The 19,988-nt window shown below is 47.1% G+C and carries 17 protein-coding genes and 9 tRNA genes; 21 read left to right on the top strand and 5 right to left on the bottom strand.

Annotated elements, in window-relative coordinates; genetic code table 11:
• The first annotated feature begins 131 nt into the window (after positions 1 to 131).
• Both ACOMG9_RS12670 and cobB read left to right on the top strand, forming a co-directional pair.
• Positions 132 to 1,526, top strand: coding sequence for a DUF4139 domain-containing protein (locus tag ACOMG9_RS12670; RefSeq protein WP_448217166.1), 1,395 nt, complete (start codon positions 132 to 134; stop codon positions 1,524 to 1,526).
• A gap of 57 nt (positions 1,527 to 1,583) precedes the next feature.
• Positions 1,584 to 2,312, top strand: coding sequence for a Sir2 family NAD+-dependent deacetylase (cobB, locus tag ACOMG9_RS12665; RefSeq protein ID WP_448217165.1), 729 nt, complete (start codon positions 1,584 to 1,586; stop codon positions 2,310 to 2,312).
• Between the two features lie 59 nt (positions 2,313 to 2,371).
• Here the strand turns inward: cobB and ACOMG9_RS12660 are convergent, their stop codons facing one another.
• Positions 2,372 to 3,178 (bottom strand): hypothetical protein, encoded by an 807-nt coding sequence (locus ACOMG9_RS12660; RefSeq protein ID WP_494530327.1) that lies wholly within the window; start codon positions 3,176 to 3,178, stop codon positions 2,372 to 2,374.
• A gap of 234 nt (positions 3,179 to 3,412) precedes the next feature.
• Here ACOMG9_RS12660 and ACOMG9_RS12655 point away from each other — a divergent pair, with 234 nt between their 5' ends.
• From ACOMG9_RS12655 to mntA, 3 genes are all read left to right on the top strand, one after another.
• A complete protein-coding gene (locus ACOMG9_RS12655) occupies positions 3,413 to 3,535 on the top strand; it encodes a hypothetical protein (RefSeq protein ID WP_422133878.1) in 123 nt (40 codons plus the stop codon).
• A 23-nt stretch (positions 3,536 to 3,558) separates the two neighbouring features.
• Positions 3,559 to 5,682, top strand: a complete 2,124-nt coding sequence (locus tag ACOMG9_RS12650) for a phosphocholine-specific phospholipase C (protein WP_448217163.1) — start codon at positions 3,559 to 3,561, stop codon at positions 5,680 to 5,682.
• A gap of 351 nt (positions 5,683 to 6,033) precedes the next feature.
• Positions 6,034 to 6,411 carry a type VII toxin-antitoxin system MntA family adenylyltransferase antitoxin gene (gene mntA / locus ACOMG9_RS12645; protein WP_448217162.1) on the top strand — a complete coding sequence of 126 codons (378 nt, stop codon included), beginning with the start codon at positions 6,034 to 6,036 and terminating at the stop codon, positions 6,409 to 6,411.
• Between the two features lie 293 nt (positions 6,412 to 6,704).
• On the opposite strand, the gene ACOMG9_RS12640 is transcribed toward mntA, so the two are convergent.
• Together ACOMG9_RS12640 and ACOMG9_RS12635 are read right to left on the bottom strand one after the other, a co-directional pair.
• Positions 6,705 to 6,857, bottom strand: coding sequence for a hypothetical protein (locus ACOMG9_RS12640; protein ID WP_422133874.1), 153 nt, complete (start codon positions 6,855 to 6,857; stop codon positions 6,705 to 6,707).
• A 300-nt stretch (positions 6,858 to 7,157) separates the two neighbouring features.
• Positions 7,158 to 8,057 carry a hypothetical protein gene (locus ACOMG9_RS12635; RefSeq protein ID WP_422138048.1) on the bottom strand — a complete coding sequence of 300 codons (900 nt, stop codon included), beginning with the start codon at positions 8,055 to 8,057 and terminating at the stop codon, positions 7,158 to 7,160.
• Between the two features lie 269 nt (positions 8,058 to 8,326).
• Between ACOMG9_RS12635 and ACOMG9_RS12630 the strand changes: the two genes are divergently transcribed.
• The gene (locus ACOMG9_RS12630; protein ID WP_422133872.1) at positions 8,327 to 8,902 is read left to right on the top strand and encodes a DUF1285 domain-containing protein; all 576 of its coding nucleotides are present in this window, start codon (positions 8,327 to 8,329) and stop codon (positions 8,900 to 8,902) included.
• Positions 8,903 to 8,985: 83 nt separating this feature from the next.
• Here ACOMG9_RS12630 and ACOMG9_RS12625 read toward each other — a convergent pair whose 3' ends face one another.
• Positions 8,986 to 10,644 (bottom strand): electron transfer flavoprotein-ubiquinone oxidoreductase, encoded by a 1,659-nt coding sequence (locus ACOMG9_RS12625; protein WP_494530326.1) that lies wholly within the window; start codon positions 10,642 to 10,644, stop codon positions 8,986 to 8,988.
• 518 nt (positions 10,645 to 11,162) lie between these two features.
• On the opposite strand from ACOMG9_RS12625, the gene ACOMG9_RS12620 reads away from it, so the two are divergent.
• The 14 genes from ACOMG9_RS12620 to ACOMG9_RS12555 all read left to right on the top strand — a co-directional run bounded on the left by ACOMG9_RS12620 (position 11,163) and on the right by ACOMG9_RS12555 (position 17,686).
• The gene (locus tag ACOMG9_RS12620) at positions 11,163 to 11,912 is read left to right on the top strand and encodes an electron transfer flavoprotein subunit beta/FixA family protein (RefSeq protein ID WP_448217160.1); all 750 of its coding nucleotides are present in this window, start codon (positions 11,163 to 11,165) and stop codon (positions 11,910 to 11,912) included.
• On the top strand, positions 11,912 to 12,841 hold the full coding sequence (locus ACOMG9_RS12615) for an electron transfer flavoprotein subunit alpha/FixB family protein (protein WP_422411997.1): 930 nt from the start codon (positions 11,912 to 11,914) through the stop codon (positions 12,839 to 12,841). The genes ACOMG9_RS12620 and ACOMG9_RS12615 overlap by 1 nt, the downstream gene beginning before the upstream one ends.
• Positions 12,842 to 13,004: 163 nt before the next feature.
• Positions 13,005 to 13,661, top strand: a complete 657-nt coding sequence (uvrY, locus tag ACOMG9_RS12610) for a UvrY/SirA/GacA family response regulator transcription factor (protein WP_422133868.1) — start codon at positions 13,005 to 13,007, stop codon at positions 13,659 to 13,661.
• Positions 13,662 to 13,752: 91 nt separating this feature from the next.
• Complete coding sequence (gene uvrC, locus ACOMG9_RS12605; RefSeq protein WP_494530325.1) at positions 13,753 to 15,606, top strand: excinuclease ABC subunit UvrC; 1,854 nt, start codon at positions 13,753 to 13,755, stop codon at positions 15,604 to 15,606.
• Positions 15,607 to 15,798: 192 nt separating this feature from the next.
• Positions 15,799 to 16,365, top strand: coding sequence for a CDP-diacylglycerol--glycerol-3-phosphate 3-phosphatidyltransferase (pgsA, locus tag ACOMG9_RS12600; protein WP_422133866.1), 567 nt, complete (start codon positions 15,799 to 15,801; stop codon positions 16,363 to 16,365).
• A 103-nt stretch (positions 16,366 to 16,468) separates the two neighbouring features.
• Positions 16,469 to 16,551, top strand: a tRNA-Gly gene (locus tag ACOMG9_RS12595).
• Positions 16,552 to 16,701: 150 nt separating this feature from the next.
• Positions 16,702 to 16,784 (top strand) — tRNA-Gly (locus ACOMG9_RS12590).
• Positions 16,785 to 16,818: 34 nt separating this feature from the next.
• A tRNA-Gly gene (locus ACOMG9_RS12585) sits at positions 16,819 to 16,901 on the top strand.
• Between the two features lie 34 nt (positions 16,902 to 16,935).
• Positions 16,936 to 17,018: transfer RNA gene (locus ACOMG9_RS12580), tRNA-Gly, on the top strand.
• Positions 17,019 to 17,052: 34 nt separating this feature from the next.
• A tRNA-Gly gene (locus ACOMG9_RS12575) sits at positions 17,053 to 17,135 on the top strand.
• A 34-nt stretch (positions 17,136 to 17,169) separates the two neighbouring features.
• Positions 17,170 to 17,252 (top strand) — tRNA-Gly (locus ACOMG9_RS12570).
• 34 nt (positions 17,253 to 17,286) lie between these two features.
• Positions 17,287 to 17,362: transfer RNA gene (locus ACOMG9_RS12565), tRNA-Gly, on the top strand.
• 99 nt (positions 17,363 to 17,461) lie between these two features.
• Positions 17,462 to 17,535 (top strand) — tRNA-Cys (locus ACOMG9_RS12560).
• A gap of 63 nt (positions 17,536 to 17,598) precedes the next feature.
• A tRNA-Leu gene (locus ACOMG9_RS12555) sits at positions 17,599 to 17,686 on the top strand.
• 490 nt (positions 17,687 to 18,176) lie between these two features.
• On the opposite strand, the gene ACOMG9_RS12550 is transcribed toward ACOMG9_RS12555, so the two are convergent.
• The gene (locus ACOMG9_RS12550) at positions 18,177 to 18,626 is read right to left on the bottom strand and encodes a transposase (RefSeq protein ID WP_448217156.1); all 450 of its coding nucleotides are present in this window, start codon (positions 18,624 to 18,626) and stop codon (positions 18,177 to 18,179) included.
• Between the two features lie 87 nt (positions 18,627 to 18,713).
• Between ACOMG9_RS12550 and ACOMG9_RS12545 the strand changes: the two genes are divergently transcribed.
• The gene (locus tag ACOMG9_RS12545; protein ID WP_448217155.1) at positions 18,714 to 19,760 is read left to right on the top strand and encodes a hypothetical protein; all 1,047 of its coding nucleotides are present in this window, start codon (positions 18,714 to 18,716) and stop codon (positions 19,758 to 19,760) included.
• Positions 19,761 to 19,988: the final 228 nt, after the last annotated feature.

Raw genomic sequence — 19,988 nt, 5'->3', positions numbered from 1 at the left:
AGTTGATTTATGGTCTATTTTACGGGCATGTTCTTCAAAAGCTTTACATCATTATCCGGGCTGGTCATTGAGTTATGTATAAAGGTAGACTCAATCAGTCCTCAGTATCTCATTAAAGGGAGAAAGTCATAATGAGAACCAGACTCAAACTGACCGGAATACTGATTAGCTCTATTGTTCTTACTGGCATGGCTGCCAGTAGGGTAACGGCAGATGAACAGGCAGGAAGAGTGGAAGTCAGTCACGCCAACAGTACTCATTTAACGCTTTACCCGGACAAAACCCTGGTTCGTCAGCAGTTCAAAGTGCTTCCCGGATCGGATGGGAGCCTGGTCGTCGAAGGCATGGCCGATGACTGGGAAGATGACAGCCTTGAGCTGGAATACATCAAAGACAAACAAGGTCTGGTGCCCGATAGCCTCACTTGGCACAGAGGTGGGCTGGACCGGGATCATCTATACAACAGGTTGGTCGGCAAGTCGGTTGAACTCGTAGGGGGAGGGCTGAACGTTCCGGTACAGGGTGTGTTGCTCTCCTATGACAGTGGAATGGGTCTGGTCCAGGGCAGTAATGGTCGACAATACCTGGTGGACTGGAACGATCCGCAGGGTATCAGGCTGGCTTCGCGCGAACAGGTTTTTCTGGAAAAAGACTATCAGACTCGTCTGATAGCACGCTTCCCGGATCTGGAAGGTACCGACCAGTTACGTCTTTCTTACATCACGCCTTCCATTCGCTATTCAAGCCATTATCGAATGACTCTTGATGATGATGGAAAGGCTCGTATTGAGCTGACGGCGCTGTTAAACAACAACACAGAAACCGATTACAACAACGCAGATATCAAGCTGGTGGCCGGTGATATGGGGCGACCCAACGTGGGCTATGCCCATAAAATGGTGAGGGCGAATGCTGCCAGTCCCATGCCCGGTCAGGAAAATCAGCGGGTGGGTGAAGTCATGGTCATACCCTTGCCGAAGGATCAAACGAAACTGACCCCGTTCTCCTGGCAACAGATGACGCTCTACAAGGAAGATCAGATAGCACTCGATCATTACTATCAGCTGGATGTCAATGGACGTTCATATTCGGGCAGAGGTTCAGATCTGCAAAGACCCAGACTGAATTATCGCTTTAAGGCAGGGCGCGATCTTCCTGCGGGTGAGGTGAGAATTCTTGAGTCTACCGGCGACGGCACTGTGATTATCAGTGGTAATGCCATGATTCCCCAGACCACCAAAGGGGATTATGCCCATCTTGCTATGGGCGAAGCTCTGACTGTGAGGGTTGAGAGAAAGCGTGTTGACAGTCAGCAGCGCGAGAAGGAGCTGATCAGTCGCTGGCAGGCCGTCGTATTCAATGACAGTGATGAAGAGGTGACCTTGATGATGACAGATCGCGATCATTCTCTGATTAAGTTGGAAGATGTGAAAGGCGGTACTCTGGAGCAGACTGACACCATCAAAGTCAAAGTTCCCGCAAAAAGCAAGAAAACCTTTACATATACCTCGGTATACACTCGGTAATACCGTTCAGGTCAGAAGTCTGAAGGCAATAGTTGTTCAGGCTTCTGGCAAAATAAAATGCAACTTACTACAGATCAAAGGCTCATGCTCAATTATCCATCCATTGTAGTTCTGACTGGTGCCGGTATTTCTGCCGAGTCGGGTATTCGAACCTTCAGGGGCAGTGATGGCCTTTGGGAAAACCATTCGATTGAAGATGTCGCCACGCCGGAAGGTTATTATCGCAATCCGGCCCTGGTGCAGGCTTTCTACAATGACAGGCGACAACGACTGAGTGAAGTGGTTTGTAATGCTGCTCATAAGGCTCTTTCAGACTTTGAAAAGTCTTTTGATGGTGAGTTTCTGCTGGTAACCCAAAACGTGGATGATCTGCATTCCCGGGCGGGCAGTCAGAACCTGATTCACATGCATGGTGAGCTTTATAAAGCGAGTTGTCAGGATACAGAGCAGGTTTTCGAGTGGTATGAGGATCTGACTACCGAAACACTCTGCCCCTGTTGTCAAATGGCGGGCAATTTGCGGCCTCATATCGTCTGGTTTGGTGAAATGCCCCTGGAGATGGATCGTATCTTCAAAGCTTTGTCGCAGTGTGATCTTTTTGTATCCATCGGAACTTCAGGTAATGTTTATCCGGCTGCTGGCTTTTTTGAAGAAGCCAGAGCTGCGGGTGCCGAAACTGTAGAGTTGAATCTTGAGCCCGGCTCCAACGCCTCCCGGTTTGATCGAAGTCTAAGCGGTCCTGCTACTGAATTGGTTCCTGAATTCTTTAATACTTTGCTGGAATAGATGTACGGCAATATTTTCCTATCTCAAATTTTTCGATGCCCTGCATGTTATGCTTCTTCTCAATTGGAGGAAGCGGAGTGTGTTTTTTTTGGCAGTTCGTGCTTCTGTTCCGAAGAGGAATTTTTTACTTTTGGGGTATTATCCAAAGGCGGCAGTTTGTCTGAGTGGTCAGGCTTGTAATCTGAATGCAACGGGTCAACGCCATCAGGCGCGTGTTGAGATACAGTGGCTGCAGAACAGCCAGAGACTGCCTCTTCCCTAAAGTCACCGACGAATATAGCAGCTCTTTTACCAGCGCGCCTTTGACCAAGCGTTTGACCAGTAGCCGGAAAGGCAACAAAATTGAAGAGTTCAGGGTTGATACTGTTATACCTTGTAAACAGATGCTTCAAAACATCTTTAGTGAAGACGCTGCTGAGACAGCCTGAATATTCAAATTCAATCCTGATAATAGGTTTGTCCGATGTACACTCCGATACTGTTCGTTTTACAAAAAGAGACTGTCCATCTGCAGACCAGCTGAACGAGGCTTTTTCCAGAGACTCAGGGGGAAACCATACCATTGGAACAGCATCAAATCGGTAAGTAACCGAGGTACCGGGCAGGCCAACAGAGACAACAGAGGTAGTACCTTTGATTTCGGGCGGATGAACAAGAATATTCAGCGATGATAAGAAGAAATTTTGCTTGGCTTTACCTTTAAATGACTTCACGTAGCTGAGGTAACCTGCATTCCTGTAATTAGCAGTAGCGTGGTAATCATGGTCAACGATCCACAGATACTCAGGGAACAAATCTGCCGGTGCCTGCGCCATAACCGCTCGAACCGTTGTCATAACAATCAGAAAAATAACAGTTTGTCGCACCAGAAATACCTGCTGCTTTATAACAAACGGTAACTATAGACGCTCAAAATGGTTCTGCAGACAACCTTGATCGGAAAATAAAAAATAAAGGGCAATCACAAGCTAAAGGCATTAAAGGAAGGACCAACAGCTGTCACCAATTCATCATGAAACTGACACCCTTGTAACATCACTGTGTCTTATTTCTTACATACCCTGTGCTCGCAAAATAACCCATAACAATCGGGAGTCCTCGTGAGAGTTCTGAGTTTTATACCACTGATTGTTTTTTCACTATTGCTGAGTGGCTGTGACGATGAAACAGAAACCGCCAATGGTGACAATAATACCAGTGAATACCACTGCCCAGTTGAATAAATAGTAAAGGCAATCAGCTAATTATGAAAAAAGCGTTGAGTCGTCGTAAATTTTTAAAAGCGTCAGGTATCGGTTTAACTGGAGTGACAGCATCAGGGTTGCTTCCACCTTCAATTGTGAAGGCTTTATCCATTCCGGCAAATAATGTCCATGGCAACATCAATGATGTCGAGCATGTGGTTATATTGATGCAGGAAAACCGGGCTTTTGACCACTATTTTGGAACCTTGGCAGGGGTTCGTGGTTTTGCTGATCGCCATCCTGTTCCTACGGTGTATGGCAATGTCTGGAAGCAAAAATATAAGCAACGAAATAATGAACGCTTTATTTATCCCTATCATCTGGATGCGGAACAGGGTAATGCCCAGCGGGTGAATGGTACGCCACACACTTTTCCGGATGCCCATGAAGCCTGGGATCACGGGCGCATGAGCGATTGGCCAACCTATAAAGAAGATCAGTCGATGGGTTACTACACAGAGGCTGAATTACCTTTTCAATTTGCCCTGGCCGATGCTTTTACTGTCTGTGATGAATACTACTGCTCATTCCATGGGGGAACTAACCCTAACCGGCTGTATCATTGGACGGGTATCAATCATCACGAACTGGACCCTAACCCACCTGCCATTTTTAATGATTATGATAGTCTGGGCTCGTCCAGTGAAGGGTATACATGGACAACCTATCCCGAGCGTCTGGAGCAGGCGGGTGTCAGTTGGAGGATTTATCAGAACTTACCTGATAATTTTACAGACAACCCTCTGGCCGGTTTTAGACAGTACCGGGAAGCCAATGAATCAAAAGGCAATCAATCCAATGGTAAGCCTTATCCCGAATGGTCAGAAGACGATGACAACATAAGCCCTTTGCTGAAAGGCGTCGCCAATACCATGGCTGACGGTGGCTTTTTGGAAAGTCTTAAAAATGATATTGAAAACAAAACTTTGCCACAAGTGTCATGGATTATTGCGCCAGCAACTTATTCCGAGCACCCGGGACCTTCGTCACCGGTACAGGGAGGCTGGTATACACAGGAAGTTCTGGATGCATTAACCAGTGACCCGGACACCTGGAGTAAAACAGTCCTGATTATCAATTTTGATGAAAATGATGGTTTCTTTGATCATATGCCTCCACCTTGCCCGCCTTCCCTGAGTGAGGGAGCTTTTCATGGTGAAAGTACTGTTGATACAACCGGAGAGTATCACACTGAAAATCAGGCTTATGGTCCGGGTCCAAGAGTTCCGGCATTGATTGTTTCTCCGTGGAGCCGGGGAGGCTGGGTGAACTCACAGGTGTTCGATCATACGTCGGTGTTACAGTTTCTGGAGAAGCGTTTTGGAGTGATCGAAGAGAATATTACGCCTTTTCGCCGTGCGGTTTGCGGTGATTTATTATCGGCGTTTAATTTTGAAAACCCTAATGACGAGCCATTGCCATCGCTACCGGAAATGACTAAGTCCGAGGCTGATACCATAAGATTCTTCCAACAACTATTGCCACAGATTAATCCTCCGGCTGAAGATGACCAGCTACCGCCCGCTGCGGATGCAGGTATCCGGCCTTCAAGAGCTCTTCCTTATGAGCTGCACGTCAACGCTTTGGTCGATATTGATCAGTATTCCGTTGTTCTGACTATGACCAACAGTGGACAGCAGGGCGCGGTGATTCATGTCTATGATCAACTGAATCTGGAAGAGATACCTAAGCGTTTTGTCATTGGAGCCGGAGATACCGTACGGGCTACATGGCCGACATCTCTCGACAATAAGTATGACTTGTGGGTGCTCTCTGCTAACGGTTTTCATCGTCAGTTTAAGGGAACCTGCGAGCAGGAACATAACCAGGAAGTCTCCGTATGTTATGGAGTTAACAAGGAAACGCCGTCGGTTCTTGTCAAGCTGGAAAATCTTGCAGATACAGAGAAGCGTGTAACTGTAGACTTCTCAGCCTACGAGCCAGGTAATCAAAAGACTGTCACTCTGGCAGCCGGTGAAAAATCGTCTGTTGAGCAGTTTATCAAGCCTGCATCCAACTGGTATGAGCTGGAAGTCAGTGTTGAAGGAAGTGACACGTTCAGACGTTATTGTGGCAGGGTTGAAAATGGCACTCATGGCGTTTCAGACCCTCTGATGGGGTCATAAAACTTCTGAAAATTCAGAGGGTGCCCAAGGTGATGGGTGATAGCAATCGAACTTTCTAACTTCCTATTGCGCTGAAGATTTGAGCCTTAATCCTGCGTTGGCGATCGGCGCCATAGTTAAGGCTATGACTCCTCACGCCGCCTTGTCTCAAGGCTCAAATCTCCATGCTCATCATGGCAGTTAGCAAGCACGATTGGTATAACCTTTGTTTTTAGCCACATTGGCTGTCAGTCTGGGAGGTTTGGCTCATGATGGATATTTTGAGGCAGGATGACTATGGAAAAATAACTGGCCAGATGAAATGATAACCCTTAGTAATACTTTTTTAGACACTATCTGCAGGACATTCTATTGAGCCCTTCAACATGTCAGCTTCCAGATGGTCTGGTTGATGCAATGCGACATTTCAGTGCAATTGATGCCATCTATCTATACGGTTCACGGGCAAAAGGGAATGCCAGGGACGACAGCGACTGGGATCTTGCTGTTATTTATACAGATTATGAAACCGATCTTCTGGAACGTGCCGTCCGGCCACAAATGATTGAAGCCGAGCTAGAGCGGCTGTACCCCGAGCTTGAACTCAGTGTTGTTGATCTTCGAGAGGTACCTGTGCCTCTGCAATGGAACATTATTCAGGGTATGAAACTATTTGACCGCTATGTTCCGGCCGTTCGCCGTCTTGAGCATGCCATTATTTCTGCCTGGGAAAAAGACTATGAACGATAAAGTGTACCTGCAGGACATCCATAAACCTTCGTTTTCAACTGACCCACGGATTTGGTGAGGGCTGCCCAGACTGAGGCCGGATGATCAGAACCATAGTACCTTAGTCAATTACCCTGAAATCTTCACGAGTACCGCTATTCCAAGGAATACTGGAAATTTGAAAGGTTCGTCAGGGTCAGTCAGAAGAAGCTGAAGAGGACTTTTTACTTGATCGTTTACTTAACGGTTTACTTGGTCGCTGAAATGGATGGGTTCACTGGCAAGTGCTTCGTTGAGAGTCTGCTCAATCGCTTTTAAGTATGAAGGCGATAATATGGTGTTGAGTCGCCGGCATCGTCGGCCTGACGCAATGCTTGATAATGGGTATTTTGTTGGTCACGAATGATGGTTTCTACGGGCAAAAAAGCCATTGGCTCAGCAATGGCATCACGGATGGAAGGTCGCAACGGCGTAAAAAGCCCTTGCTACACAAGAGTTTCAGGCAAAAAGAAACCCGCGACTCTGGGGGAAGAGTACGCGGGCTAAGACCATTTTAGGAGTGAAACATAGGTACACAATGCAAGTATCAAGGCCACTTAAGTCAGCAGCCCAGACTGATTGATCGTAGGGGGAAGTCGACCGGATCAGTAGAAGTAATTATGGTGCAGATTCTTCTCGCGTCCACTAAGCTATAAGATCAATTCTGAATAATCAGCTTTTTTATTACTCTTGAATGATTTGATGCCTCTCAGTTTATTCACCAGGCGTCAGTTCAAAGTGTTTCTGTTGTCCAGAGTCTCTGAGCCTGAGCCACTGTTTAATCCTATCTGCTGCAGTTCTTTCACCTCATCAGGGGTGATATAAAGATCTCCTTCCTTACCTTCCAGAGCACCATGGCCATGCCAGGGAAGCAGTTTGTAGTCCGAATGGTGGGTATAATCGAGAAAGGGGTATTTAATGATCTGGAAATAGGGAGAGTAGTCAAAGTCACTGGGTGTGCAGAGTTTGGGGTTGCGCTGAAACAGCTGAACACCATTTTCTCCATTCATCTTCACCAGAGGCAAAATCGGGAAGTGAATAAAACTGAATGCCTCGGCAATCATACTGGAGCAAACAGTTTTGGTTTCATCTCCGGGTGAATGTTGAAATAAAGTGGAACGCCAGCGCCTGGGCATTATGGAATAAGGGAAGAAAAAGCGGGCCAGGTCCAATATATGGCGCACGTTGTAATCAAGACCCAAACGGCTGACAGCATAGTGAATGACCTGCTGGCTGTCGGAATAGTTTAATCCATTGGGTCGACAAATTCTCAGGTGTTCACCTTCATAGCGGCTTAAAGGGTGTACGACTGTTCCAAATCCAAGCTCGCTCTCAATGATAAGTTGATCATCCGGAGAGCCGTCATAAGACTCTTTAACGGTCTGTCGAATACGGTCGTCTTCTATATCATGCAGGCGGCCAACATAAAGCATGGCATGGGACCAGGGGCTCTGGGTGATCTGTTTGATGACATTGCTGACTCGAGATTTACCTTCAACGAGCACTACATCGCAGGGCTTAAGCTCATGGCGGATTCTTTCGAAATCACAGAGAGGTCGGTTGTTGTCTTCAGGCTGTTGCATGAGCCATTTGGTGAGTAAGCCAGCGAGTGATTTGAAGAGCTGCATTGTTTTTCCCTGTCGTTCTTCGACTATGCACTTCTCCATAACTTCAGTGCTTCAACTTAAATAGTAGCATTTGTCATATCCCTGATAGGGTCATGGGTGACTTCTAATCTCGATCTTGCGAACTATCCTTTCTGGATCGATCGAGTGTCCGGCAGAGATAAATCAGACGGCGTCCTCATTAAGACGATATAATGTCTTTGTTGCATCCGTGTTTCATTCGAGTACTGACGTTTCGCCAGAACAATGACAACAGACTGAGGGGCCGAATTATGAGTGATCAATCCATATCACCCGGACAGCTGGCTGAGAGCATGAAGCCTCTCCTGAAACAGCAGGGGTTACCTCCTGTTCATTCATGGAATCCCGATTTTTGTGGGGATATAGACATGAAAATCTGTCGGGATGGCAGTTGGCTCTACATGGGATCACCCATAGCCAGAGAGTCCATGGTTAAACTGTTTTCTAACATTCTCAGGCATGATGAGGATGACTGTTTTTATCTGGTGACCCCGGTAGAGAAGGTGAGAATCCAGGTAGAAGATGCTCCGTTTGTGGCTGTCTCCGTTGAAAATAATGACAATGGCCTGACTTTCACTACTAACGTAGGTGATAAAGTGACTCTGGATCGAGAGCATCCTTTGTGGGTGAATATTGATTCGTCGACGGGAGAGCCTTCACCGTACATCAGAGTCAGGGCTCAGCTGGATGCTCTGGTTCATCGTAACGTCTTCTATCAACTCATTGAGATGGCAGAAGAAAAATCTACGGAGCATGATGATGTAGAGTTGTGCCTCAACAGTCACGGTCAAACTTTCACCATTGGCAGTATAAAACCTGAATACTGATCCGGGATGGGAGTCAATAAATCTGCCTGAGCATCCATAAAACAGAAAAGGAGCCTGATGGCTCCTTTTCTGTGTAACCCGAGCTACATGTTCGGGTAGTTAGGGCCGCCGGTACCTTCCGGAGCTACCCAGGTAATGTTCTGAGCAGGGTCCTTGATGTCACAGGTTTTACAGTGAACACAGTTTTGACTGTTGATCTGGAAGCGTTGTTCGCCGGACGTTTCCTCTTCGACAATTTCATAGACACCGGCCGGACAGTAACGCTGAGCAGGCTCGTCGTATTTTGGCAGATTATCTTTCAGAGGAATCGATGCGTCCGCCAGTTTCAGGTGGCAGGGCTGGTCTTCTTCATGGTTGGTGTTGGACAGGAACACAGAACTCAGGCGATCAAAGCTGATGACTCCATCCGGTTTTGGGTAATCAATCTTCTTGCTATCAGCGGCTGGTTTCAGGGTTGCATAGTCGGGTGTTTTATCATGCAGGGTAAACGGCAGCTTGCCGCCAAAAATATTCTGGTCGACAAAAGCAAAGCCGGCACCCACAAAATTGCCCCACTTATGCATGGCCGGTCCAAAGTTTCTCTGCGCCTTAAGCTCTTCACCCAGCCAGGAGTTTTCAAAAGCCCGGGCGTAAGAGGTGAGATCTTCACCACCTTCGGAACCAGTGCTGATTGACTTGAAAACTTCTTCAGCCGCCAACATGCCGGACTTCATGGCCGTATGAGAGCCCTTGATTTTGGCACCGTTCATGGTGCCGGCATCACAACCGATCAGAATGCCACCGGCAAAGGTCATTTTTGGCAGCGACTGAGGTCCACCTTTAGCAAGGGCGCGGGCACCGTAAGAAACCCGTTTGCCTCCCTCTAGGAATTTCTTGATGGTTGGGCTCTGTTTATAACGCTGGAACTCTTCAAACGGACTGATGTGGGGGTTGGAGTAACTCAGGTCGGTAATGAGACCCAGAACGACCTGATTGTTTTCAATGTGGTAAAGAAAGCCACCACCGGTTGAGCCGCTTTCAGTCAGAGGCCAGCCAGCGGTGTGCACTACCAGGCCCTGAGAGTGGTTCTCTGGAGCTATATCCCACAACTCCTTGATGCCTATACCGTAATGCTGAGGGTCTTTACCTTCGTCCAGATTAAAACGGCTGATAAGTTCTTTGCCCAGTTGACCACGACAGCCCTCTGAGAAAAGGGTGTATTTGGCGTGCAGTTCCATGCCAGGCATGTAACTGTCTTTTTTCTCGCCATTGGCAGAGATGCCCATGTCACCAGTAGCAACCCCTTTAACACTGCCATCTTCGTTGAACAGAATTTCGTTGGCAGCAAAGCCTGGGAAAACTTCTACACCCATGCTTTCTGCCTGCTCGGCCAGCCAGCGGCAGAGGTTACCCAGGCTGATGATGTAATTGCCTTCGTTGTGCATGGTCTTGGGTACAAAGACCCCCGGCACTTTCAGAGCCTTTTCCTGAGAACTCAACCAGTAGATATCGTCGGATGCGACAGCGGTATTCAGTGGCGCACCTTTTTCTTTCCAGTCAGGAAACAGTTCATTCAGAGCAGTGGGTTCGAATACGGCGCCGGACAGGATGTGTGCTCCTACCTCTGATCCTTTCTCAACGACGCAGACAGAGAGTTCCTGACCCGCTTCCTGTGACAGTTGCATAAGACGACATGCTGCAGACAAACCGGATGGACCAGCGCCCACAATTACCACGTCGAATGGCATAGACTCGCGTTCCAAAATGAATCCCCTCCCTCACCGAGTTATCATATGGTGATTTTCATACAATATTTTTTATCTGATGACGCTTTAACTTTTCCGGTTAAATTTTCCGGCTGCCGTTGTCAGAAGAATCTGCCAGCATGAAAATCAAACAGTTGTTTGAATTTTTTTCTGCATTATACTGTCTCATACGCAAATAACCAGCATTCGCTGAGTCGGAGTCCGTTCGACGCAGAAGAGTGTCAGGTGGCTTTCTGCCAATGAGATGTCTCTGAGGCAGTTTGCAGAATATGCGATAATGCTCGGGTGCTCTAATAAAAGGCACTGGTCAGACAAATTGTTCATAAAACTGCTTGATAATCATCAATCTTGAACATAGGTTTGAACCCTTATTGACGTGCTGTTAGACTGCCCACACAGCAGTGATGTGAAACAATGATAACAATTGATGCTCCGCGCGATGTTTTCGGAGATTTCATGCCCTGCCTCACAACCAAGTATCCAGTCATAGTATAAATAAGGAAGGCTGCGAACCCATGAAAATTCTTGTAGCCGTTAAGAGAGTCATCGACTATAACGTCAAGGTTCGTGTAAAAGCGGACCATAGTGATGTCGATCTGACGAACGTAAAAATGGCCATCAACCCTTTCTGTGAAATTGCTGTTGAAGAAGCGGTGAGACTGAAGGAAAAGGGTGTTGCAAGTGAAATCGTTGTCGTATCTCTCGGTACCAAAGAGAGTCAGGAGCAAATACGCACCGCTCTGGCTCTGGGTGCTGATCGCGGCATTCTGGTAGAAACCGAAGAAAAGCCCGGTTCTCTGTCTGTTGCCAAACTGCTGAAAGCCATTGTTGATGAAGAAAAGCCGGATCTGGTGATTCTGGGCAAACAGTCCATCGACAGTGATAACAACCAAACCGGTCAGATGCTGGCGGCACTGTCTGGTCTTCCTCAGGGTACTTTCGCCTCTGAAGTGACTGTAGAAGATGGTAAGGCCTGTGTCACTCGTGAAGTTGATGGTGGTCTGCAGACTGTTTCCCTGTCACTGCCCGCTATCGTGACGACTGATCTGCGCTTGAATGAGCCTCGTTATGCTTCCCTCCCCAACATCATGAAGGCCAAGCGTAAACCTCTGGACGTCAAAACACCTGCAGATCTGGGTGTTGAGGTAACTTCCTCCCTGAACACACTCAAAGTTGAGCCGCCCGCCGAGCGCAGTGCCGGTATCCGTGTGGGCAGTGTTGATGAACTGATCGAAAAACTGAAAACAGAAGCGAAGGTAATCTAATGGCTATTCTCGTAGTTGCAGAACATGATAATGCAGCCTTGGGCGCAGCCACTCTGAATACTGTAGCGGCTGCCCGCCAAATAGGCGATGATGTTCATGTATTAGTCGCCGGGTCCGGATGTGGTTCTGTTGCCGAAGCAGCATCAGCCGTTGAAGGTGTCAACAAGGTTATGGTTGTGGACAACGCCGCCTATGAGCATCAGCTGGCAGAAAATGTCAGTTTGCTGGTTGCTGAGCTGGGCAAAGGCTATAGCCATATTCTGAGTGCTGCCAGTACCGGCGGTAAAAACTATATGCCTCGTGTTGCTGCTCTGCTGGATGTTGATCAGATTTCTGACATTATCCGTGTAGATAATGCTGACACTTTTGCCCGTCCTATCTATGCCGGTAACGCCATCGCAACAGTACAGAGTGGTGCTCCTGTGAAGGTTATCACCGTTCGTGGTACCGGCTTTGATCCTGTCGCCGCTACAGGTGGCAGTGCAGCTGTTGAACAGTTGGATATTGCCCACGATGCAGGTATTTCTTCTTTTGTCAGTGAAGAAATGGCCAAGTCTGATCGCCCTGAGCTGGGTGGTGCCAAAATCGTAGTATCCGGTGGTCGTGGTATGGGTAATGGAGAAAACTTCGAAATCCTGTATAAACTGGCTGACAAGCTGGGTGCTGCCGTAGGAGCTTCCCGTGCTGCGGTGGACGCAGGCTTTGTTCCTAATGACATGCAGGTCGGTCAGACCGGCAAGATTGTTGCTCCCAACCTCTATGTTGCTGTAGGTATTTCCGGTGCGATCCAGCACCTGGCAGGTATGAAAGACTCTAAAGTCATTGTTGCCATCAACAAGGACGAAGAAGCGCCTATCTTCCAGGTAGCCGACTATGGTCTGGTAGCAGATCTGTTTGAAGCTGTACCAGAGCTGGAAGGCAAACTCTGATTTCAGAGTCTGATGTTGCTATCAGGCTGGTAGCATAATAAGCCTGCTGTACGGTATTATTCGTGCACAGGCTTTTTTGGTGGCATTGGAATGATTTACCATCAGGGAAGTAAGAGACCGATTAGGAAAATAACAACTATAAAGATGCAGGTTGGAGTGTTTCATGATTCGCGTACTGATTGCTGACGATCATGATCTGGTGAGAACGGGGCTATCCCGTATGCTTTCTGATGTACAGGAGCTGGTCATTGTCGGAGAGGCCAGCAGTGGGGAAGAAGCCATTGAGAAATGTCGAAGCCTGAAGCCTCAGGTTGTCTTGATGGATGTTCGTATGCCAGGCATTGGTGGTTTGGAAGCCACCCGCAGAATTAATCAGTCATTCCCGGGAATTCAGGTCATTGCTGTCACCGTCTGCAATGATGAGCTTTATCCTGCCAAGCTGATGGAAGCCGGTGCAGCCGGGTACGTGACCAAAGGCATCAGTATCGACGAGATGGTGACCACCATCAAGTCAGTGGTCGTTGGCAAGCGTTGCATTAGCCCTGATATTGCACAGCAAATGGCACTGAAATCGTTACGTCCTTCCTCCGGCTCCCCCTTTGAAAAACTTTCCAGCCGGGAAATGCAGATATGCCTGATGATCGTCAACTGTGAAAAGGTGCAAACTATTTCAGACAAACTGTGTCTGAGTAGTAAAACGGTGAACAGTTATCGCTACCGTATTTTTGAGAAGCTACAAATAAACAGTGATGTGGAGTTAACTCATCTGGCCATTCGATGTGGCCTGATTGAAGTGGGGCAGGATATTGTTTCTGTCTAATCAGCCGTATGCTCTGAACTAAAGTTTCAGTAGGTCTCTGGGTTGGTTTGTCAGTATACTGTTCGAAATTAATCGACAGTATTAACACTCCATGACAGGCTCAATGGTTCAGGGTGAAGAAAAAGAGCGCTTCGATCACAAGGCTTTTCTAAAACAGGCGCCCAGACAGCCGGGTGTCTATGACATGCGGGACAATCTCGGGAATACCCTCTATATCGGTAAGGCGAAAAATCTTAAAAACCGTCTTTCCAGTTACTTTCGTCCTACTGGTCTGACCACCAAAACCATGGCACTGGTCAGCAAGATACACACCATAGATGTTACCATTACCAACTCTGAGTTGGAGGCTCTGCTGTTAGAGCAAAACCTCATCAAGGACCGGAAGCCGCCCTACAATATCCTTCTCAGAGACGATAAGTCCTATCCCTTTATCTATCTTTCTCTAGAAGATGAGTACCCTCGCATTGGCTATCAGAGAGGTCGGAGTAAAAGTAAGAAAGGCTTGTTTTTCGGTCCTTATCCCAGTGGTGGTGCCGTGCGGGAAAGTCTGAATCTTCTGCAAAAGGTGTTCAAAGTCAGGCAGTGTGAGAACAGTTATTTCCGCAATAGAAGTCGTCCCTGTCTCCAGCACCAGATTCAACGCTGTAAGGCTCCGTGCGTCAATCTGGTCAGGTCGGAAGAATATCAGCAAGATGTGCAGGATACTCGTGAGTTTCTGGAAGGAAAGAGTCAACAGCTTATCCGTAAACTGATCAAGAGAATGGAGAATGAGTCCGAAGCGTTGAGGTTTGAAGAGGCAGCTGAAATTCGGGATCAGATCAGCCAGCTCAGACATGTCCAGGAGCAACAGTCGGTCAACCGCAGCACCGGCGATGCTGACATAGTCGGTTACAGCAACCAGATGGGTAAGGTCTGTTTTGCGGTGCTTTTTTTTCGCAATGGTCAGCTATTGGGTCACAAGAGTTACTTTCCGAACTTCAGACTGGATCTGCAACCGGAAGATCACCTGTCAGAATTTCTAGCCCAGTTTTATATCAAACTCGCCAATAGTCGCAATTTTCCCGCTGAGATTATCTTGCCCATTGCCATGGAAGATCATCAGGTACTTGAGCAGGGAATCAGTCAGTTGTCGGGTAAAAGTGTAAAAATCAAGCATCGGGTGAGGGGGGAGCGACAGGACTGGTTGAAGCTGGCAGAGAAAAATGCACAGATGAGCCTTCAGTCTGAGCTGGCCGGGAAAACTCACCAGCGCAAGCGCACGGAACAATTGGGTAAGCTGCTGAAGCTGAAAGAACCTTTAACCCGGTTTGAGTGTTTTGATATCAGTCATACCATGGGAGAAGCAACTGTTGCCTCCTGTGTTGTTTTTAATCAGGATGGGCCTGATAAAAGCCAGTATCGGCGTTTCGACATAACAGGCATTGAGCCCGGTGATGATTATGCAGCCATGAAGAAAGCCCTACATAAGCGTTATAAAGGCTTGGCTGAGCATCCAGAGAATACACCTGATCTGATATTGATTGATGGCGGTAAGGGGCAGTTGAGGGTGGCAGAGGAAGTCATGTACGATTTGTCTCTGCAACATATTCCTTTATTAGGTGTCGCTAAAGGAGTTTCCAGGAAACCAGGTCTTGAAACACTGATCTATAAGGGCAGGGAGCTAGCTGCACTGAAACAAGATGGCGCTCTGCTACTGATTCAACATATACGAGACGAGGCTCACAGGTTTGCCATTACCGGCCACCGGCAGAAGCGCAGTGTTGCCAGAAAGCGATCAACTCTGGAAGATATTCCGGGCATTGGTGCCAAACGTCGTTCTGCATTGCTCAAGTTCTTTGGGGGGCGTCATGGCGTAATGAATGCACCAGTAGATGAGTTGGCAAAAGTCGAGGGAATCAGTCAGAACCTGGCAGAGCAAATACATGCTCATTTACATGGTTCCTAGGAGGCCGAAATTGACAGGCTTCTGGATTCGGGTTTGTACTCTGTCTCCTGACTGTGTAACTTATGCGGCTGTAAATACTTTCAACGACAGTCTGTCGGGTCTCCATCTGCACCAGACCATTCGAGGTTGTATGGGGGCTCTTATACAAAGATCTCAGCACTGTTTTCACATCATGGTTAGTTATCTGTTGCTATGAATATTCCAAATACTCTGACGATGCTACGCGTTGTTCTGGTTCCTTTTCTGGTCTTGATTTTCTACCTGCCCATAGAGATGCGTTACACCCTTTGTGCAGGCATCTTTGCAGCAGCTGCTGTCACTGACTGGTTTGACGGATATCTTGCCAGGCGCTGGAATCAGACCACCCCCTTCGGGGCTTTTTTTGATCCAGTAGCAGACAAAATCATGGTTGCAACAGCGTTGTGTCTGTTGGTCGACGAATTCAGGGCAGCCTGGATGACCATACCCGCTGTTATCATTATTGGTCGGGAAATCGTTATTTCTGCTCTGCGTGAATGGATGGCCGAAATAGGAAAGCGTACCAGTGTGGCGGTGAATATGATCGGAAAATTTAAAACGGCCGGGCAAATGATGGCGATTACCTTGTTACTGCTTGCACCTGCTCCCCTGGAATCCATGATTGGTTATATTGGTCTGGCACTGCTTTACATTTCTGCGATCCTCACACTCTGGTCCATGTACGTATACCTTCATGCGGCATGGCCTGATCTGACACCATTCTCTAGGGCTGAAAGCTAATTCGTTGCTCCAATCTATTGACAGCAGACGAAATATTCTTAAACTACGCAGCATCTTCGACGGAGACGAAGCCCAAACGCTTCAAGCACTGACGAATACAAATGCGGGAATAGCTCAGTTGGTAGAGCACAACCTTGCCAAGGTTGGGGTCGCCTCAGAGTTAAAGAGTGAGTCTCGTTTCCTGCTCCGGACTTTGAAGAAGTCCTGAATAATCTTCATTGCGGGAAAGCTCAGTTGGTAGAGCACAACCTTGCCAAGGTTGGGGTCGCCTCAGAGTTAAAGAGTGAGTCTCGTTTCCTGCTCCGGACTTTGAAGAAGTCCTGAATTATCTTCACTGCGGGAATAGCTCAGTTGGTAGAGCACAACCTTGCCAAGGTTGGGGTCGCCTCAGAGTTAAAGAGTGAGTCTCGTTTCCTGCTCCGGACTTTGAAGAAGTCCTGAATAATCTTCATTGCGGGAATAGCTCAGTTGGTAGAGCACAACCTTGCCAAGGTTGGGGTCGCCTCAGAGTTAAAGAGTGAGTCTCGTTTCCTGCTCCGGACTTTGAAGAAGTCCTGAATAATCTTCATTGCGGGAATAGCTCAGTTGGTAGAGCACAACCTTGCCAAGGTTGGGGTCGCCTCAGAGTTAAAGAGTGAGTCTCGTTTCCTGCTCCGGACTTTGAAGAAGTCCTGAATAATCTTCATTGCGGGAATAGCTCAGTTGGTAGAGCACAACCTTGCCAAGGTTGGGGTCGCCTCAGAGTTAAAGAGTGAGTCTCGTTTCCTGCTCCGGACTTTGAAGAAGTCCTGAATAATCTTCATTGCGGGAATAGCTCAGTTGGTAGAGCACAACCTTGCCAAGGTTGGGGTCGCCTCAGAGTTAAAGAGTGAGTCTCGTTTCCTGCTCCGGACTTTGAAGAAGTCCTGAATAATCTTCATTGCGGGAATAGCTCAGTTGGTAGAGCACAACCTTGCCAAGGTTGGGGTCGCGAGTTCGAGTCTCGTTTCCCGCTCCAGTTCAATTACAGATAAGTCTGCGAGCTGAGAAAGGTTGGGTTCGTCTATACATGGCTGTGGCGAAACCCGTTCCCGATCCAGTCTCTCAAGAGATAAAAGGCGAGTTAGCAAAGCGGTTATGCAGTGGACTGCAACTCCATTTAGACCGGTTCGACTCCGGTACTCGCCTCCAAATTCAAAAAAACAGGTAACTAGCCTGTTTTTTTTCGGCTTGAATAGATAAGCTATTCATTTAGCCCGGGTGGTGAAATTGGTAGACACAGCAGACTTAAAATCTGCCGATCGTTAAGATCGTGCCGGTTCGATCCCGGCTCCGGGCACCAACTCCAAAAAGTCTTCCAGAAATGGGAGGCTTTTTTTGTGCCTGTTTCTCACGTTTTTTCACTATACGATTACTGCGCCAAAGTCTTGCGCTCAATCCTCCCTATATAACCATTTCTTTTAATGATTAGAGAAATTAGGACACCCAAATATGGAGGGCGGTGTTTGTCAACAAAGATGTCGCCTCAACTTATGCAGCTAAATCACAATGCTGCTGATTCTCTGATCGCTCAGGGTTAAGCCATACCTCTAGCAGCCTGTCGGACTTAAGACTGTCCTACTGCGGTTGCAATAAATTGGTCTAAAAATCTCTGTTTCTTCGTCAAATAGCTCGCTATTCTCCTCAGAAACAGAGATTTTTATCCTCAATTTCTTGCAATCCTCGCTACGGACGCTTAGGTCCGACAGGCTGCTAGCGGTAATTTCCAGTTTCTGGTTATACGACTTCAGCAACGCTCAGGGTGTTGCTCTTTTGCTTTACGGTAAACTCTTTCACGATTCAGACCCTTTTTTTGAGCCTTCCTTGTGTGTCTGTCGTAACTTGATGCCACTGTGCTTGTGCTCCATGTTGTACCAGTTTACGAACCCATACACCCACTCTCTGGCTGACTCCAGACTGGAGAAGTGATTCGGGTACCCGGGTCGGTATTTCATGATTCTGAAGTCTGATTCCGGGTTTGAGTTATCGTTACTCACACGAGGCCTGCTGAACGATGTCTGTGCACCCAGCTGCTGAAGAGTACTCAGTATGGTCGCCCCCTTCATCAGACTACCATTATCCGAGTGCAGGACCAGCGGTTGTTCCTGAAGGCTGATCTTTTGATGCATGAAAGCTTTGCGGATCATCTGAGCAGACAGATCAGAGGACTCACTCTGATGGACTTCCCAACTCTCAATCATGCGGCTATAGACGTCCAGAACCAAATAGTTTTTGTTAGGCATCCTTACATCTCTGTCAGTAACAATATTGAACTTAATAAAGAACTAAAGGACTAAAGGACTAAAGGACGACTAAGAGGACTAAAATACATGAATCCAGTAACCACCAGCTCTAGCTTACTTGGCAAACACTCTAATATTGATCAAGAAAAAGCTCAAAGTATACAAGATACTACAGCAAGAAAAATACCTGAATTTGAAAGTGCTACACCAGAAGGAAAGCACATAGCACAAAGAGGGGTTGAGTGGCTTAATTATGGCGATCCGAAAATTTGGGATCTTGAATTTGAAAATGCAGTAACAAACGCAGTGGATAGTATTAAAAAAAATGACCTGAAATCATCAAACATTATTGAGCATTTTGAAAAAACAAGAAAACATATAGCGCTCAAAAGAAATAATGCGAAATTCAACCGATTTGGTTTGCGTAGAGATTTAAATACAGGGGATGCTTTATTTAATAATAAATCGTGTTATACAAGAATAAACCGTAGAAGTAAGGCATATGGCTATGCACTGGAACGGGCTGTAAAGATTCCATATGACAAAAAACACTTTATCAATTCGATCAGTGACGACGGATTATTTTGGGCAAGAAAACATTTTTATGGCGGTGGTGCTACAGGTGAATTGAGATATGGCTTGGTTCATGGCCACATAGATGATACGCCAATTCCATTAACGCAGTATGTTTTTTGCCCTAGAGAATCTGACAATAGAAGATGTGAAAGCGAAAGATGGTTTGGAGCGTACGATGATAATTATATTGGAGATAATCAAGAGTCTGGTCTTTGGCTGCACACTGGTAGGGAACAAATACCCATCGTGCTAGAGCATGTAAGAAATTTAATAGATAAAGCTATAAGCGGTGATCTAAGTGTTATTCCAAGAATACACTGGTGGTACGTTCACCTTGCTCCAACCTGGAGAGGCTCTGGGGGAATAGCAGAGATGTTAACAAATACATTGTGTCGGCTCCACGGTATTGACTTGCCAGCTTGGAAAAAGGGTATTGCACCATCTGTAGAAGTGCTTCTTGAGCCTAATGAAGAAAAGTTTTGCTCTAACTACCATCTATTGTTTGAGCAAGGTGAAAAGAAACTCAAAGAAGTATTCCAGCCTGAATTAGATGCCTAATCGGAATAGGGCAGAGTCTCACAACTCTGCTCCTCCCACAACACCGGCCATACGGATCACGTAGCTAAAAATATAAAGTATTTAAAAATCTTATAACTCTTGCCTTATTGCATTTCTGGGTATTCCAGAGCCATTCGGCCACCAATTCCGGTAACATCCGGCCACCCCTTTTCTGACCAGTGGCGCAGTCCCATTTTTCACCGCTCCCCTCAAACTTGAGACCTCCTC

It is taken from the genome of Endozoicomonas sp. PH6C (genome assembly GCF_059322965.1).
This window is presented reverse-complemented; position numbering and strand designations above follow the sequence as displayed.

Coding starts and splice junctions, on each gene's coding strand:
- ACOMG9_RS12635 (WP_422138048.1), bottom strand. CDS start 8,057: ATGCAGCTCTTCAAATCACTCGCTGGCTTACTCACCAAATGGCTCATG.
- ACOMG9_RS12620 (WP_448217160.1), top strand. CDS start 11,163: ATGAAAATTCTTGTAGCCGTTAAGAGAGTCATCGACTATAACGTCAAG.
- ACOMG9_RS12650 (WP_448217163.1), top strand. CDS start 3,559: ATGAAAAAAGCGTTGAGTCGTCGTAAATTTTTAAAAGCGTCAGGTATC.
- ACOMG9_RS12615 (WP_422411997.1), top strand. CDS start 11,912: ATGGCTATTCTCGTAGTTGCAGAACATGATAATGCAGCCTTGGGCGCA.
- ACOMG9_RS12550 (WP_448217156.1), bottom strand. CDS start 18,626: ATGCCTAACAAAAACTATTTGGTTCTGGACGTCTATAGCCGCATGATT.
- uvrC (WP_494530325.1), top strand. CDS start 13,753: ATGACAGGCTCAATGGTTCAGGGTGAAGAAAAAGAGCGCTTCGATCAC.
- pgsA (WP_422133866.1), top strand. CDS start 15,799: ATGAATATTCCAAATACTCTGACGATGCTACGCGTTGTTCTGGTTCCT.
- ACOMG9_RS12545 (WP_448217155.1), top strand. CDS start 18,714: ATGAATCCAGTAACCACCAGCTCTAGCTTACTTGGCAAACACTCTAAT.
- cobB (WP_448217165.1), top strand. CDS start 1,584: ATGCAACTTACTACAGATCAAAGGCTCATGCTCAATTATCCATCCATT.
- ACOMG9_RS12670 (WP_448217166.1), top strand. CDS start 132: ATGAGAACCAGACTCAAACTGACCGGAATACTGATTAGCTCTATTGTT.
- uvrY (WP_422133868.1), top strand. CDS start 13,005: ATGATTCGCGTACTGATTGCTGACGATCATGATCTGGTGAGAACGGGG.
- ACOMG9_RS12630 (WP_422133872.1), top strand. CDS start 8,327: ATGAGTGATCAATCCATATCACCCGGACAGCTGGCTGAGAGCATGAAG.